The sequence below is a fragment of the Sphingomonas endophytica genome (assembly GCF_014199415.1).
Lineage (GTDB): Bacteria > Pseudomonadota > Alphaproteobacteria > Sphingomonadales > Sphingomonadaceae > Sphingomonas > Sphingomonas endophytica.
On the sequence record NZ_JACIJN010000010.1, the window covers coordinates 62,724 to 76,911 of the forward strand.

Consider the following 14,188-nt stretch of genomic DNA (forward strand, 5'->3'; position numbering starts at 1 on the left):
GCAGCCCATGCCATAGCCGGGGCATGGACGCCAAGCACCGGATCGATATCGCGACTCCGTTGCTCGACTGGTACGATCGCCATCGCCGCGATTTGCCGTGGCGGGCGAAGCCCGGCGAGACCGTCGATCCCTATCGCGTGTGGCTGAGCGAGGTGATGCTCCAGCAGACGACGGTGGCGACGGTACGTCCGCGCTTCACCGACTGGACGCGGCGCTGGCCGACCTTCGCCGACCTCGCCGCCGCCGGGGAGGGCGAGGTGATGGCGGCATGGGCGGGGCTCGGCTATTACGCCCGTGCGCGCAATCTGCTCGCGGCGGCGCGGATGATCGCGGCGGAGCATGGCGGCCGATTGCCCGACACCGAGCCGGCCTTGCGCGCGCTGCCGGGGTTCGGCGACTATACCGCCGCGGCGGTGGCGGCGATCGCGTTCGGGCGGCGCGCGGTGGTGGTCGACGCCAATGTCGAGCGCGTCGTCGCACGGCTGTTCGCGATCGACGTGCCGCTGCCCGCCGCCCGCAAGCCGATCCGCGCGGCGGCGGACACGATCACCCCTGCGGTGCGCGCGGGCGATTTCGCGCAGGCGATGATGGATCTCGGCGCGGCGATCTGCACGCCGAAGCGGCCGCGCTGCCTGTTGTGCCCGCTGAACCATGCGTGCGCCGCGCAGGCGGCCGGGACGCCCGAGGCCTATCCGGTCAGGAAGCCCAAGGCGGCACGGCCGCACCGGCATGGCACGTTGTTCTGGTTGCAGCGCGGCGACTCGGTGTTGCTGGAACGGCGGCCGGACAAGGGATTGCTCGGCGGGATGCGCGCCCTGCCGACCGGACCATGGAGCGAAAGGCCGCCCTTGCTGGCCGATGCGCCGGCGGACGCCGACTGGCGCATTCTCGACGAGCCGGTGACCCACGGCTTCACGCATTTCACGATCGACCTCGCGGTCGCGGTGGCGCACACCGGGGCCGCGAGCAACAAAGGTGAGTGGTGGCCGGTCGACCGGCTCGACGAGGCGGGCTTGCCGACGGTGTTCGCGAAAGCGGCGGATGTGGTGAGGAGACGGGCATGACGATGACGCGCTGGACGATGAAGCCGGTCAGGGCGGCCGGGCTGGGCGCCGCGCTGCTGGCAACGGTCGCGGCCTCGGCGCAGCAGCCGCAATCGCAGATGCGCACGCCCGCACCGGCGCCGCGCGCGCCGGAAGCCGCCGCGGCGACGACGTTGCTGCCCGCGACCAAGGCGCTGTACGACGGCTATGTCGCCGCGGGAAAGATGCCGGGGATCGTCGGCGCATTCGGGCTGGGCGAGTTGCCGACGGTGTTCGTCAGCGCGGGCCGGATCGCGCTCGATCCCGGCGCCCCCGCCGCCGGCCCCGATTCGCTGTGGCGCGTCTACTCGATGACCAAACCGATCACGGGCATGGCGGCGATGCTGCTGGTCGAGGACGGCAAACTGTCGCTCGACGATCCGCTATCGAAATACTTTCCGGCGTTCGCGACGATGCGCGTGCTGACCAGCCCCGACACCTCGCTGGAAACGCGCGCCGCGACCAAGCCGATCACGATCCGCGAGCTGATGACGCATACGTCCGGGATCGGCTATCAGATCAACGCCAAGGGGCCGCTGCTCAAGGAATATGAGCGGCTGGGGCTGGTGCCCGCGACCGTCAACGCGCAGATCGAGGCGCAGGCGCGCCGCACGCGTCCGGCGTCGCTGGCGGCGTTCGCCGAGCGCGTCGCGCAGGCGCCGCTGGTCGCCGAACCGGGAACGAAATGGCATTACTCCATGGGACTCGACGTGCTCGCGGCGGTGGTCGAAAAGGCGAGCGGCATGTCGTTCGAGCGCTTCGTCCAGACGCGGTTGCTGGGCCCGCTTGGAATGAACTCGACCTTCTGGCAGGTGCCGCAGCGCGACGTGGCGCGGTTCGCGACCAATTACGCGTTCGTCGGCGACAATCTCACCCCGCTCGACCCGGCGGCGCGCTCGCCGTGGCTGCAGCCGCCGAGTTTCCCTTATGGCGGCGCCGGGCTGGTGAGCAGCGCGCGCGATTACGACCGCTTCCTCCACATGCTCCAGAATTACGGGACGCTGCAGGGCACGCGCGTGATGAAGGAGCAGACCGCGCGGCTGGCGATGTCGAACCTGATGCCGGCGGGCGTGTTCTTTGACAATGACGGGCAGCAGCGCGGCTTCGGCGCGGGCGGCGTGGTGTATCTGAACGACGATCCGAACGGCGCGTCGAAGGGCAGCTATGGCTGGGCGGGCGCGGCGGGGACGCTGGCGCTGGTCGATCCCGCCAAGCGCTTCCGCAGCACGATCATGGTCAATTATTTTCCGGCCGAGAAATGGCCGCTGGGCAAGGAAACCTATGCCGCGATCCGGCGCGACGCCGCGCGGCTGCATGGAGGGCAATGGTGATCGAAACCGGGTTTACCGGCGGTACGCTGGATCGCGCGGACGCGTTGCGGCACGATCCGCCGGCGGTGGCGGCGTTGCTCGCCGATCCGGCGTCACGGCTGTTGCGGCTCGATGCGTTCGAGCCGGTGGTGGCGGATGACGGTGCGCTGTCGTGGGGCACGATCGCGGACGCCCCGGACGGCGCCGAGTTCGTGTTGCTCGGGCTGGCCGAAGGGCGCGCGCATTTCGCGGCGGTGATCCCGGGCGCAGCGCCGCCGCCGCCCTATCGCTCCCCGACGCTGTTCGCGTTGCTCGACCGGCTGCGCGGCGGCGAGGCGGCGACCTTCGCGGGGGCGCGTGCGCTGATCGACTGGCATGCGCGGCATCCGTTCTGCGCGCGCTGCGGCCATGCGACGGTGCCGTTCCGTGCCGGCTGGGGGCGCAACTGCCCGAACTGCAAGGCCGAGCATTTTCCGCGCGTCGATCCGGTGGTCATCATGATCGCCGAGCATGACGGGCGCGCGTTGATCGGGCGGCAGGCGGCGTGGCCGGCCGGCCGCTATTCGGCGCTGGCCGGGTTTCTGGAGCCGGGCGAGTCGATCGAGGAAGCGGTGGCGCGCGAAATCGCCGAGGAGGCGGGGGTGCGGGTCGGCGCGGTGCGCTATGTCGCGAGCCAGCCGTGGCCGTTCCCGTCGCAGCTGATGATCGCGTGCATCGCCGAGGCGGAGGACGATGCGATCACGCTCGACACCAACGAGTTGGAGGATGCGCGCTGGGTGACGCGTGATGAGGTACGCGCTGCGCTGGCGGGCGAGGCAGGGGCGTTCGGTGCGCCGCCGCCCTATGCAATCGCGCATTCGTTGTTGCGGGCGTGGGTAGAGGGGTAGGGCTGGCTGTTATTGCGAGCATAGCGAAGCGATGACGGGCGTTCTGATCCGGCGCTGGATTGCTTCGCTGCGCTCGCAATGACGGGCGATCTGGCTGCAAGCTTCCGTCATTCCCGAAGGCGGGAATCCAGAACCTCTGACGCTTGTGGCCTTTACGAGAACCTGCGCGTCTGGATCCCCGCCTGCGCGGGGATGACGGGTGGGGGTGAGCCGTCATCCACTTGCGTCGTCCCGGGCTCGACCCGGGACGACGCTTCTTCTTCGCCGTGTCGGTAAGAAGTGGGGCCCCGGATCGAGTCCGGGGCGACCGCCCTATACGTCGAGGTTCGCGACGCTCAGCGCATTCTCCTGGATGAACTCGCGGCGCGGTTCGACGACGTCGCCCATCAGCCGGGTGAAGATCTCGTCCGCGACATCGGCCTGCTCGATCGCGACCTTGAGCATCGTGCGGTTCGACGGGTCGAGCGTGGTTTCCCACAGCTGTTCCGCGTTCATCTCGCCCAAGCCCTTGTAGCGCTGGATCGCCAGCCCCTTGCGCCCCGAGGCGAGGATCGCCTCGAGCAATTGCGACGGGCGCGCCACCAGCGACTCGCCACGACCGACCGAGACGGTGTCCTCGCCCTCCTCGTCGGTGGCGACCGCGTCGACCGGCGTCTCGACCGCGGCGGTCTTGACCGGCACCAGCTTGGCGGCGTGCGCGAAGGTCTCGGCCTGTTCGGCGGCGAGCGTGTGGAGCTTGCGCGCCTCCGCCGAGCCGAGGAATGCCGCCTCGACGATATGATGGTCGGTCACGCCGCGCCACAGCCGCTCGAAGTGGATGCCGCCGTCCTCGGTGACGCGCGCGCTCCACGTCGCCTCGCTGTCGCCCTGATCGAGCCGGCGGACGACCTCCATCACCGCCGCAGCGCGGCTTTCGCGCGTCGCTTCGGGATCGAGCGCGCCGCCCAGCGCCAGCCCCTCGATGATGACCGGATCGTAGCGGCGCGGCACGTAGCGCATCAGCGTGCGCATCCGCCGCGCATGCTCGACCAGCGGGCGCAAATGCGCGCCGGTCAGCTTCTCGTCGCCACGCTCCAGCGCCATCGCGCCGAGCCCGGCATCGACGAGGTAATTGTCGAGCGCGTGATCGTCCTTGAGGTAGACCTCCGACCGGCCCTTGGTCGCCTTATAGAGCGGCGGCTGCGCGATATAGAGGTGCCCGGCCTCGATGATCTCGGGCATCTGGCGATAGAAGAACGTCAGCAGCAAGGTGCGGATATGCGCGCCGTCGACATCGGCGTCTGTCATGATGACGATCTTGTGGTAGCGCAACTTGTCGAGCTTGAAGTCGTCGCGGCCGATGCCGGTGCCCATCGCCTGGATGAGCGTGCCGATCTCCTTCGAGCCTAGCATCCGGTCGAAGCGCGCGCGCTCGACGTTGAGGATCTTGCCGCGCAACGGCAGGATCGCCTGGAAGTGGCGGTCGCGGCCCTGTTTGGCCGAGCCACCGGCCGAGTCGCCCTCGACGAGGAACAGCTCGGACTTGGCGGGATCGCGCTCCTGACAGTCGGCGAGCTTGCCGGGCAGGCTGGCGATGTCCATGACGCCCTTGCGCCGCGTCAGTTCGCGCGCGCGCTTCGCCGCTTCGCGCGCGGCGGCGGCGTCGATGATCTTGCCGACGATCGACCGCGCGTGCTGCGGATTTTCCTCCAACCATTCCGCCATCTTGTCGGCCATCAGGCTTTCGAGCGGCTGGCGGACCTCCGACGAGACGAGCTTGTCCTTGGTCTGCGAGCTGAACTTCGGGTCGGGCAGCTTGACCGAGACAATCGCGGTCAGCCCCTCACGCATGTCGTCGCCGGTGAGCGAGACCTTCTCCTTCTTCAGGAGCCCCGACTTTTCGGCATAATTGTTGAGCGTGCGGGTCAGCGCGGCGCGGAACGCGGCAATGTGCGTGCCGCCGTCGCGCTGCGGGATGTTGTTCGTGAACGCGAGGACGTTCTCGTAATAGCTGTCGTTCCACTCCAGCGCGACCTCGATCGTGACGTGATCGCGGGTGCCCGCGACCGAGATCGGATCGGGGAACAACGGCTGCTTGTTGCGGTCCAGCCACTTCACGAACGCGGCGATCCCGCCTTCGTAGAACAGCTCGATCGACTTCGGCTCTTCGTGGCGCGCGTCGTTGAGGAACAGGCGGACGCCGGAGTTGAGGAACGCCAGCTCACGATAGCGATGCTCGAGCTTCTCGAAGTCGAATTCGGTGATCTTGAACGTCTCGGGCGAGGGCAGGAAGGTGACGCGCGTGCCCTTCTTGCCCTCGGCGGGGCCGACGACCTTGAGCGGGGCGACCGCATCGCCGTGCGCGAAGCGCATGTAATGCTCCTCGCCGTCGCGCCAGATCGTCAGGTCGAGATATTCGGACAGTGCGTTGACCACCGAGACGCCGACGCCGTGCAGTCCGCCCGACACCTTATAGGCATTGTCGTCGCTGGTGTTCTCGAACTTGCCGCCGGCGTGGAGCTGGGTCATGATGACCTCGGCCGCCGAGACGCCCTCTTCGGGGTGGATGCCGGTCGGGATGCCGCGGCCGTTGTCGGTCACCGACACCGACCCGTCGGCGTTCAGCGTGATGTCGATCCGGTCGCAATGCCCGGCCAGCGCCTCGTCAATCGCATTGTCGCTCACCTCGAACACCATATGGTGAAGGCCCGAGCCGTCGTCGGTGTCGCCGATGTACATGCCGGGACGCTTGCGGACGGCGTCGAGGCCCTTCAGCACCTTGATCGAGGAGGCGCCGTATTCGCTGGTATTCTGAGGTTCTGCCATGGCGATCATATAGGCAGCCGGACGGTCTAGCGAAAGCGAAACCTAGCCCTGCGCGGGGCGGTCGCGCAGCCCGGCGAACAGCAGCCCGGCGATCGCCAGCGCGGCGCTCGCCACCGCCAGCCCGACCGCGTCGCCGCCGGTCGCGTCGTGGAGCATGCCGAAGCCGATGATCCCCGCGCCGCTGCCGACCAGCGCGACGACGATCAGTGTGCCGTAGATCTCGCCATAGGCGCGCAGGCCGAACAACCGCGCGGCGAAGAACGGAAAGAGGTCGTTCTCGGCGCCGTTCATCAGCCCCGCGCAGAAGACGCCGAGCGCCAGCGCAGGCAAGGTCAGTTCGCGCCATTGCAGCACCGCGAAGCCGAGCGCGGAAACGAAGGCCACGGCGGCGGCGATCCGCTGCGGCGGGAAGCGGTCGATCAGCGCGCCGAACGTGACGCGCGCCGCGACCTGCGATGCGCCGAACGCGGTGAGCAGCAGCGCCGCCTGCGTGGCGGGCAGCCCGCGGGCGATCCCGAACGGCACCAATTGCGTCACGAACCCGATCGTACCCAGATTGACGAAGAGGCCGGTCAGCCCGAGCCGCCAGAAACGCGGATCGCGCCGCGCGCATGGAGCGGTGACGCCGGACACCTGCGCCGGGCCGATGGCGGTGGCACGGTTGACGGGGCCGGCGCCGCGGATCGCGAACAGCGCGATCGGCAGCGCGATCAGCGCCGAATAGACCGCCAGCGCCACGAACCCGCCACGCCAGCCGAAATCCTCGATCACCTCGGCCAGCACGATCGGCAGCAGCAATGTCGTCAGCGGCAGCCCGGAGGTCGCGATCCCCAGCGCCATCCCGCGATGCGCGACGAAGCGCGCCGCGATCAGCTTGCCGTACACGAGCGCGCTGGTGCCCGGCACCGTCATTGCCAGCGCGAGCACCAGGAGGTGATAATGCCATAATCGTCCGGTCATCGCCGCCATGCCGAGATAGGCGGCGGCGAGCGCGACCATGCAGCCGACGATCATCGGCCGCACGCCGACCCGGTCGACCGCGCGCCCCAGCAGCGGCACGACGAGGCTGCCGGCGAAGCCCAGCCCGCTGGCGGCGGCGGTCGCACCGCGGCTCCAGCCGAACTCGCCGGTCATGCCCGGCACGAACATGCTCGACAGATTCTGGAACAGCGCCGGGCTCGCACCGCTGCCGACCAGCGCGCCGGCCACCAGCGGCCAGCCGGTGCGCCATTCGCTGCGATTCGGGACGGGCGGGGGCGCGGGCATCGGCGGGCGCTAGCGGGCGACGCGCGCCCCGTCATCCCCGGTCTGGTCGGGGAGGACCAGGAAGCACAAGGCGGCGAGCAGCAGCACGCCACAACCCAGCGTCAACGCCGCGGTATAGCTGCCGGTAAAATCGTGGAGCCGCCCGAAGCCGATGATGCCGACCGCGGTGCCAGACAGCGCGATCGGCATCGCGGTGCCATAGATCTCGGCATAGGCGCGCAGCCCGAACAGCCGCGCCGCGAAGAACGGCAGCAGGTCGTTCTCGGCACCGTTCATCAGCCCGGCGAGGAAGACGAGCACCAGCAGCAGCGCCAGCCCCGCGGGCGCGAAGGCCAGGGCGACGAACGCCGCGGCGGACAGGATCGCGAACGCCGCCGCGACCGGCTGCGGGCGCAGGCGGTCGACGAGCCAGCCGACCAGCAGCCGTCCGGCGATCGCGCTGGAGGCGAAGCTGGTGAGTAGCAGCGCCGCTTGCGGCGGGCGCAGGCCGAGCTCGATGCCGATCGGGACCAGCTGGGTGACGAAGCCGGTGGTGGCGGCGTTGATCAGCCACGCCGAGGCGACCATGATCCAAAAGCGGCGGTCGCGCCGCGCGGCCGCTGCGCTGGTCCCGGGCAAGGTGGCGTGGGCCCTGTCGGCCTTCGTCGGGAACGTCACCGCGCGCAGGCTGAGCATGATGAGCGGCAGCGCAAGGATCGCCGAGCCGCCGGCCAGCGCGGCGAACCCCGCTTGCCAGCCGAACCGCGCGATCGTGGCACCGAGCAGCGGCGCGGCGACGATCGTCGCCAACGCCAGCCCCGAGGTGCCGAGCGCCAGCGCCATCCCGCGCCCGCGCACGAAGCGCGCCGCGATCGGCTTGCCATAGGCAAGGCTGCTCGTCCCCGGCAGCGCCAGCACCAGCAGCACGACGCCCAGCTGGTAGCGCCAGATCGCCCGGCCGCCGTTCATCCCCATCGCCGCGAGCCAGAGATAGGCTACCCCCAGCAGCAGCATCGACGCGACGATCACCGGGCGCACGCCGAACCGATCGGCGGCGCGGCCGATCAGCGGTGCGGCGACCGCACTGCCCAGCGCGAGCCCGGCGGCGGTGGCGATGTCGCCGCGCGACCAGCCGAAGGTCGCCTCCAGCCCCGGCGTGAACAGGCTGGAAAGATTCTGGTACAGCCCCGGGCCGAACCCCGACCCCAGCATCGCCGCGAGCACCACCGGCCAGCCGTGCCGCCATTCGGTCAGCGTGCGCGGGGCGTCGGCAGGAGCGGCAGGATCGGTCAGCGGAGTGTACCCCAACGGAGAAGGCGGTCTGTCGTCGCTCAACGCGGCGGCGACGAAATTGTTGTGGGCGTAACGACATCGTGGAGCGCGACCCAGGTGGCGGCGTCGATTCCGTCGAACAAGGCGCGCTCGGTGCCGGTCATCCATACCTGCCCGAGCGGCGCGAGCCGCGCGAACAGCGCGGCGCGGCGGACCGGATCGAGATGTGCGGCGACCTCGTCCAGCAGCAGCACCGGCGCGTGCCCGGTCAATTGCGCGACCAGCTCGGCGTGCGCGAGGACGATCCCGAGCAGCAGCGCCTTCTGCTCGCCGGTCGACGCCGTGGCGGCGGGGCGCACCTTGTCGATATGCGTGACGATCAGGTCGGCGCGATGCGGCCCGGCCAGCGTCCGCCCCGCCGCGGCGTCGCGCGCGCGGCCGGTGCGCAGCGCCTCGGCGAGTGCGCCGGCGTCGCCGCTCCACCCGTCGAGCGCGATCCGCGCGCGCGCGATGTCGCCCGCGGGCTGCGCGGCGAGCGCCGCATCGAGTGCGGCGACGGTGCGACGGCGCGCGGCGTCGAGCGCCGCGCCGTGCTGCGCCATCTGCACTTCGAGCGCGGCGAGCCAGTCGGGGTCGGCGAGCGGATCGGCGAGCAGGCGGTTGCGGTCCCTCATCGCGGCTTCGTAGCGCGCGCCGTCGCGGGCATGTCCGGGTTCGACCGCGAGCGTCAGCCGGTCGAGGAAGCGACGGCGCCCCCCGGCCGCCTCGGTGAACAGCCGGTCCATCGCCGGGGTGAGCCACAACACCGCCAGCCGCTCGGCAAGCGCGGTGGCGGGGGCGGCGGCGCCGTTGATCCGCACCACGCGCCGCTCGGGCGCGGTGGCGAGCGCGCCGGTGGCGAGCGTCACGTCATCCGCCAGCGTCGCCGCGACGCCGAATCCGCCCGGCCCGTCGCTGCGCGCGATGTCCGACAGCGCGGCACGGCGCAGCCCGCGGCCGGGCGCGAGCAGCGACACCGCCTCCAGCACGTTGGTCTTTCCGGCGCCGTTCGGCCCGTACAGCACGACGAAGCCGGGCTCGGCACCGGGCGCGATCGACAGCGCCTGATGGTTGCGGACATCGGTGAGGACGAGGCGGGACAGCATGGTGGCGCGATGCTGGTACGGGCAAAGCGCGGGCAGGGCGACTGTTTCTTCGATAGCGGCGCAATGGGTCGGCGCGGCCTTGCATCGCGGCGCATCTTTCGCGACGTGGCGGGGATGACCGCCAATCCCCATCGTTCCGGCCTGCTCCTCGGCGTGGGCGCCTATGTGTCATGGGGGCTGCTCCCGCTCTACCTGCACCTGCTGACCGGCGTGCCGGCGTTGCAGGTGCTGGCGCATCGCGTCGTCTGGTCGCTGCTGCTGCTCGCGGCCATCGTGCTGGCGATGCGGCGCGCCGGGCCGATCCTCGCGGCGGCGCGCGGGCGGACCTTGCTGCTGCTGTGCGCGTCGGCGGCGCTGATCGCGGTCAACTGGCTGGTCTATATTTTCGCGGTGCAGAGCGGGCACGTGCTGGAGGCGAGCCTCGGTTATTTCATCAACCCGTTGCTCAATGTCGCCCTCGGGATGATCGTGCTCGGCGAGCGGATCGGCGCGTTGCAGAAAGCGGCGGTGGCGGTGGCGGCGCTCGGCGTCGCGGTGCTGGCGATCGCGGGCGGCGGGGCATTGTGGATCTCGCTGACGCTCGCGTTCAGCTTCGGCGTCTACGGGCTGATCCGCAAGGTGGCGGCGATCGACGCGCTGGGCGGGCTGACCGTCGAGACCGCCTTGCTGGTCGGGCCGGCGCTGGCGGTCTTGTGGCTCAGCCCCGCGCCGGTGTTCGGGCGCGGCACCATCAACCTGCTGCTGGTGCTGGCGGGGGCGGTCACCGCCGCGCCGCTGCTGATGTTCGCCGCCGCGGCGCGGCGGTTGCGCTATTCGACGCTCGGGCTGCTGCAATATCTCGCCCCGACGCTGCAATTCCTGCTCGCGGTGCTGGTGTTCCACGAACCGCTGCGCGCCGCGCATCTCGTGACCTTCGCGCTGATCTGGACCGGCTGCGCGCTCTACGCGCTGGGCAGCCGGCGGCGCGTTACTCCCTAGGCTCGCGCCGCCCAAGCCAGGCGGTGGTGGCGAGATCCATGGTGACGTTGCCGACGGTGCGGATGATGTCGGGGATCGTCTCGACGGCGACGAGCAGGCCGAGCGGCGCGACCGGCGCGCCGATCGTGCCCGCGATCGGCGCGATCGCGCTGACGTAGCTGACCGTGCCGGGCAGGCTGACCGAGCCGAGCGAGGTGAGCGTCGCCACCACTACCCCGATCGCGAGCGTCGCGGGCGACAGTGTCACGTTGAACCATGTCGCGACATAGATCGCGACCGCGAGGTTCATCGCTGGCCCGGTGCTGCGGAAGATCGCGACGGCGAGCGGCAGCGTCACCCCCGCGGTGCGCACCGGCACGCCGAGCGCGCGCGCGCCTTCCAGCATCGCGGGCACCGAAGCGAGCGAGGATTGCGTGCTGATCGCCACCGCCTGCGACGGCAGCGCGGCGCGCGCGAAGGCGGCGAGGTTGAGCCGTGCGCCCGCCCAGGCGACCGGATAGGCGAGCAGGGTGACGATCACCCCGACGCTGGCGACGACGAGGATGTAATGCGCCAGCGCCCCGAACGCACCCGAGCCCGCGCGCGCGCCGACCACCAGCGCCAGCGCGAAGACGCCGACCGGTGCGATCCACAGGACCCAATGGATCACCACCAGCATCGTGTCGCGCAACGCGGTGAAGAATCTTACCAGCAGCGCACGTCCCTCGGCATCGATCCGGGCGATTGCGAAGGCGAAGACCAGCGTGAAGATGATGAGCGACAGGAAGGCGTCGTTGGCGGCGGCGCTGACGATATTGGTCGGGACGATACCGGCGAAGAACTCGCCGAGCGGCGGGACCGCAGGCACCTTGCCCGCGCCGACCAGCGCCGTGCGCAGCGCCTGCGCCGAAGCGGCGGGGAGCGGCGCGACCGCGAGGATCAGCGGGGTCGCGATCGCGGCGATCACCGCCGACAGGAACAGGAAGGTGACGTAAAGCGCGATCGCGCGCCCGGCGAGCCGTCCGGCGCGCGCCGCCTCCGCGGTCGAGGCGACTCCGGTGACGAGCAGCGAGGCGACGAGCGGCACGATCGTCATCTGCAGGCCGTGCAGCCACGCCGCGCCGATCGGCTCCGCGACCGCGATCGTGCCGGCGACCGCTCCGGGCGCGTAACCGGCGAGTGCGACGCCCCCCGCCAGCCCGATCAGCAGCGACAGCAGGATGCGGGTAGCTTGCGACATGCGGTATCTTCGCCTTTTTTATCGTCCCGCACTAAGGGACCTGTCTGGGCCAAGCGAACGGAAGACACGATGGCAAGGAAATATTTCGGCACGGACGGCATTCGCGGCCTGACCAACGCGGGCGCAATGACCGCGGAGATGGCGATGAAGGTCGGGATGGCGGCCGGGCGGCACTTCCTGCGTGGGCAGCACCGCCACCGCGTGGTGATCGGTAAGGATACGCGGCTGTCGGGCTATATGCTGGAGAGCGCGCTGCAGGCCGGGTTCACCAGCGTCGGGATGGACGTCACCCTGGTCGGGCCGATGCCGACCCCGGCGGTGGCGATGCTGACGAAGTCGATGCGCGCCGACATGGGGGTAATGATCTCCGCCAGCCACAATCCATTTTTCGACAATGGTATCAAGCTGTTCGGGCCGGATGGTTACAAATTGTCCGACGAGGACGAGCTGGCGATCGAGGCGGCGATCGACGGCGAGGTCGCGCTCGCCCCGGCCGGCGAGATCGGCCGCGCGAAGCGGATCGACGACGCGCGCGGCCGCTACATCCACTTCGCCAAATCGACCTTTCCCAACGACCTGCGGCTCGACGGGATGAAAGTCGTCGTCGATTGCGCGAATGGCGCCGCCTATCAGGTCGCACCCGAGGCGCTGTGGGAACTGGGCGCGGACCTGATCCAGATCGGGGTGCAGCCGAACGGGCTGAACATCAACGACAAGATCGGCTCGACGCATCCCGAGGCGCTGTCGGCGGCGGTGATCGAGCATCAGGCCGACATCGGCATCGCGCTGGACGGCGACGCCGACCGGCTGATCGTGGTCGACGAAAAGGGCCGGGTGATCGACGGCGACCAGTTGATGGCGACGATCGCCGCCGGCTGGGCGCGCGCCGGGCGGCTGGCGGGCGGCGGGCTGGTCGCGACGGTGATGTCCAACCTCGGGCTGGAGCGGCATCTCAACGCGCAGGGGCTCGGGCTGATCCGCACCGCGGTCGGTGACCGACACGTGCTGGAGGCGATGCGGCGGCGCGGCTACAATGTCGGCGGCGAACAGTCGGGGCATATCATCCTCAGCGACTATGCGACGACCGGCGACGGGTTGGTCGCGGCGTTGCAGGTGCTGGCGGAGATCTGCCGGGCCGGCGCGCCGGCGAGCGAGGTGCTGCGGCGTTTCGAGCCGTTGCCGCAATTGCTCAAGAACGTGCGCTTCTCGGGCGGCAAGCCGCTGGAGACCGAAGCGGTCAAGGCGGTGATCGCCGATGCCGAGGCGGAGCTGGCGGGGCGCGGGCGGCTGGTGATCCGGCCGTCGGGGACCGAGCCGGTGATCCGCGTGATGGCGGAGGGCGACGATCCGGCGCAGGTGGAGCAGGTGGTCGATCGCATCTGCGACGCGGTACGCGCGGCGGTTTGAGGCGTTGGTCGGGGCGGCGCCACCAACGATAGCCCGCCACCCCGGGCTCGACCCGGGCTCCCGTTTCTTCTGACTGCGGCGCCAGAGAAGAAACGGGGCCCCGGATCAGGTCCGGGCGACGAACCGATGCTTATCGCCCGTCAATTATCGCTTACCGCTCGTTCAGGTAATAACGGTCGGTCGCGTTGAGCGCGTCGTCGAGCTCGTAGACGATTGGCTGGCCGGTCGGGATCTCCAGTCCGGTAATCTCGTCGTCCGAAATCCCCGACAGATGCTTCACCAAGGCACGCAGCGAATTGCCGTGCGCCGAGATCAGCACGCGCTGCCCGTCCCTGAGCGCAGGCGCGATGCGGCCTTCCCAATAAGGCAGGACGCGCGCGATCGTGTCCTTGAGGCTCTCGGTCGCGGGGACGTCGATCCCGGCATAGCGGCGGTCGGCCGAGGGATCGTAGTTGCTGCCCGCCTCGATCGGCGGCGGCGGGACGTCGAAGCTGCGGCGCCAGATGTGGACCTGCTCGTCGCCGTGCTTCGCCGCCGTCTCGGCCTTGTCTAGCCCGGTCAGCCCGCCGTAATGCCGCTCGTTGAGCCGCCAGTCCTTCTCGACCGGAAGCCACAGCCGCCCCATCGCCTCCAGCGCGAGGTTGAGCGTCTTGATCGCGCGGGTCTGGAGCGAGGTGAAGGTCTGGTCGAAGTCCAGCCCCTTCGCCGCCATCAGCTCACCGGCGGCGCGCGCCTCGGCCGCCCCCTTCTCGGTGACGTCGACGTCCCACCAGCCGGTGAAGCGATTTTCGAGATTCCAGGCGGACTGGCCGTGGCGGATGAGGACGAGGGTCGGCAA

The 14,188-nt window shown here is 70.1% G+C and carries 11 protein-coding genes; 5 read left to right on the forward strand and 6 right to left on the reverse strand.

Annotated elements, in window-relative coordinates:
• Positions 1-23: 23 nt before the first annotated feature.
• The 3 genes from mutY to nudC are packed head-to-tail and all read left to right on the forward strand — an operon-like array spanning position 24 to position 3,279.
• Positions 24-1,064 carry an A/G-specific adenine glycosylase gene (mutY, locus tag FHS97_RS14375; protein WP_184039355.1) on the forward strand — a complete coding sequence of 347 codons (1,041 nt, stop codon included), beginning with the start codon at positions 24-26 and terminating at the stop codon, positions 1,062-1,064.
• Positions 1,061-2,413: a serine hydrolase domain-containing protein gene (locus tag FHS97_RS14380; protein ID WP_246346692.1), complete on the forward strand. Its 1,353-nt coding sequence runs from the start codon at positions 1,061-1,063 to the stop codon at positions 2,411-2,413. Before mutY ends, FHS97_RS14380 begins: the two co-directional genes overlap by 4 nt.
• A complete protein-coding gene (gene nudC, locus FHS97_RS14385) occupies positions 2,407-3,279 on the forward strand; it encodes an NAD(+) diphosphatase (protein ID WP_184039357.1) in 873 nt (290 codons plus the stop codon). Before FHS97_RS14380 ends, nudC begins: the two co-directional genes overlap by 7 nt.
• 312 nt (positions 3,280-3,591) lie before the next feature.
• On the opposite strand, the gene gyrB is transcribed toward nudC, so the two are convergent.
• From gyrB to recF, 4 genes are read right to left on the reverse strand one after another with little or no spacing between them, the layout of a single operon-like run.
• Entirely contained in the window at positions 3,592-6,084 is a 2,493-nt protein-coding gene (gene gyrB, locus FHS97_RS14390) for a DNA topoisomerase (ATP-hydrolyzing) subunit B (protein WP_184039360.1), read from the reverse strand.
• A 42-nt stretch (positions 6,085-6,126) separates the two neighbouring features.
• Positions 6,127-7,350: an MFS transporter gene (locus FHS97_RS14395; protein ID WP_184039362.1), complete on the reverse strand. Its 1,224-nt coding sequence runs from the start codon at positions 7,348-7,350 to the stop codon at positions 6,127-6,129.
• A gap of 9 nt (positions 7,351-7,359) precedes the next feature.
• Complete coding sequence (locus FHS97_RS14400) at positions 7,360-8,637, reverse strand: MFS transporter (protein WP_184039365.1); 1,278 nt, start codon at positions 8,635-8,637, stop codon at positions 7,360-7,362.
• Positions 8,638-8,660: 23 nt separating this feature from the next.
• Positions 8,661-9,746, reverse strand: coding sequence for a DNA replication/repair protein RecF (gene recF, locus FHS97_RS14405; protein WP_184039368.1), 1,086 nt, complete (start codon positions 9,744-9,746; stop codon positions 8,661-8,663).
• A gap of 114 nt (positions 9,747-9,860) precedes the next feature.
• Here recF and rarD point away from each other — a divergent pair, with 114 nt between their 5' ends.
• Entirely contained in the window at positions 9,861-10,724 is an 864-nt protein-coding gene (gene rarD, locus FHS97_RS14410) for an EamA family transporter RarD (RefSeq protein WP_184039710.1), read from the forward strand.
• Here rarD and FHS97_RS14415 read toward each other — a convergent pair.
• On the reverse strand, positions 10,714-11,943 hold the full coding sequence (locus tag FHS97_RS14415; RefSeq protein ID WP_184039370.1) for a dicarboxylate/amino acid:cation symporter: 1,230 nt from the start codon (positions 11,941-11,943) through the stop codon (positions 10,714-10,716). The two genes, rarD and FHS97_RS14415, sit on opposite strands and share 11 nt — an antisense overlap.
• A gap of 69 nt (positions 11,944-12,012) precedes the next feature.
• Between FHS97_RS14415 and glmM the strand changes: the two genes are divergently transcribed.
• Complete coding sequence (gene glmM, locus FHS97_RS14420) at positions 12,013-13,350, forward strand: phosphoglucosamine mutase (RefSeq protein ID WP_184039373.1); 1,338 nt, start codon at positions 12,013-12,015, stop codon at positions 13,348-13,350.
• A 151-nt stretch (positions 13,351-13,501) separates the two neighbouring features.
• Here glmM and gpmA read toward each other — a convergent pair whose 3' ends face one another.
• Positions 13,502-14,188, reverse strand: coding sequence for a 2,3-diphosphoglycerate-dependent phosphoglycerate mutase (gene gpmA, locus FHS97_RS14425; protein WP_184039376.1), 687 nt, complete (start codon positions 14,186-14,188; stop codon positions 13,502-13,504).

Excerpts from the sequence above, each read along its gene's own strand:
- mutY (WP_184039355.1), top strand. The coding sequence starts at position 24 with ATGGACGCCAAGCACCGGATCGATATCGCGACTCCGTTGCTCGACTGG.
- FHS97_RS14380 (WP_246346692.1), top strand. The coding sequence starts at position 1,061 with ATGACGATGACGCGCTGGACGATGAAGCCGGTCAGGGCGGCCGGGCTG.
- nudC (WP_184039357.1), top strand. The coding sequence starts at position 2,407 with ATGGTGATCGAAACCGGGTTTACCGGCGGTACGCTGGATCGCGCGGAC.
- gyrB (WP_184039360.1), bottom strand. The coding sequence starts at position 6,084 with ATGGCAGAACCTCAGAATACCAGCGAATACGGCGCCTCCTCGATCAAG.
- FHS97_RS14395 (WP_184039362.1), bottom strand. The coding sequence starts at position 7,350 with ATGCCCGCGCCCCCGCCCGTCCCGAATCGCAGCGAATGGCGCACCGGC.
- recF (WP_184039368.1), bottom strand. The coding sequence starts at position 9,746 with ATGCTGTCCCGCCTCGTCCTCACCGATGTCCGCAACCATCAGGCGCTG.
- rarD (WP_184039710.1), top strand. The coding sequence starts at position 9,861 with ATGACCGCCAATCCCCATCGTTCCGGCCTGCTCCTCGGCGTGGGCGCC.
- FHS97_RS14415 (WP_184039370.1), bottom strand. The coding sequence starts at position 11,943 with ATGTCGCAAGCTACCCGCATCCTGCTGTCGCTGCTGATCGGGCTGGCG.
- glmM (WP_184039373.1), top strand. The coding sequence starts at position 12,013 with ATGGCAAGGAAATATTTCGGCACGGACGGCATTCGCGGCCTGACCAAC.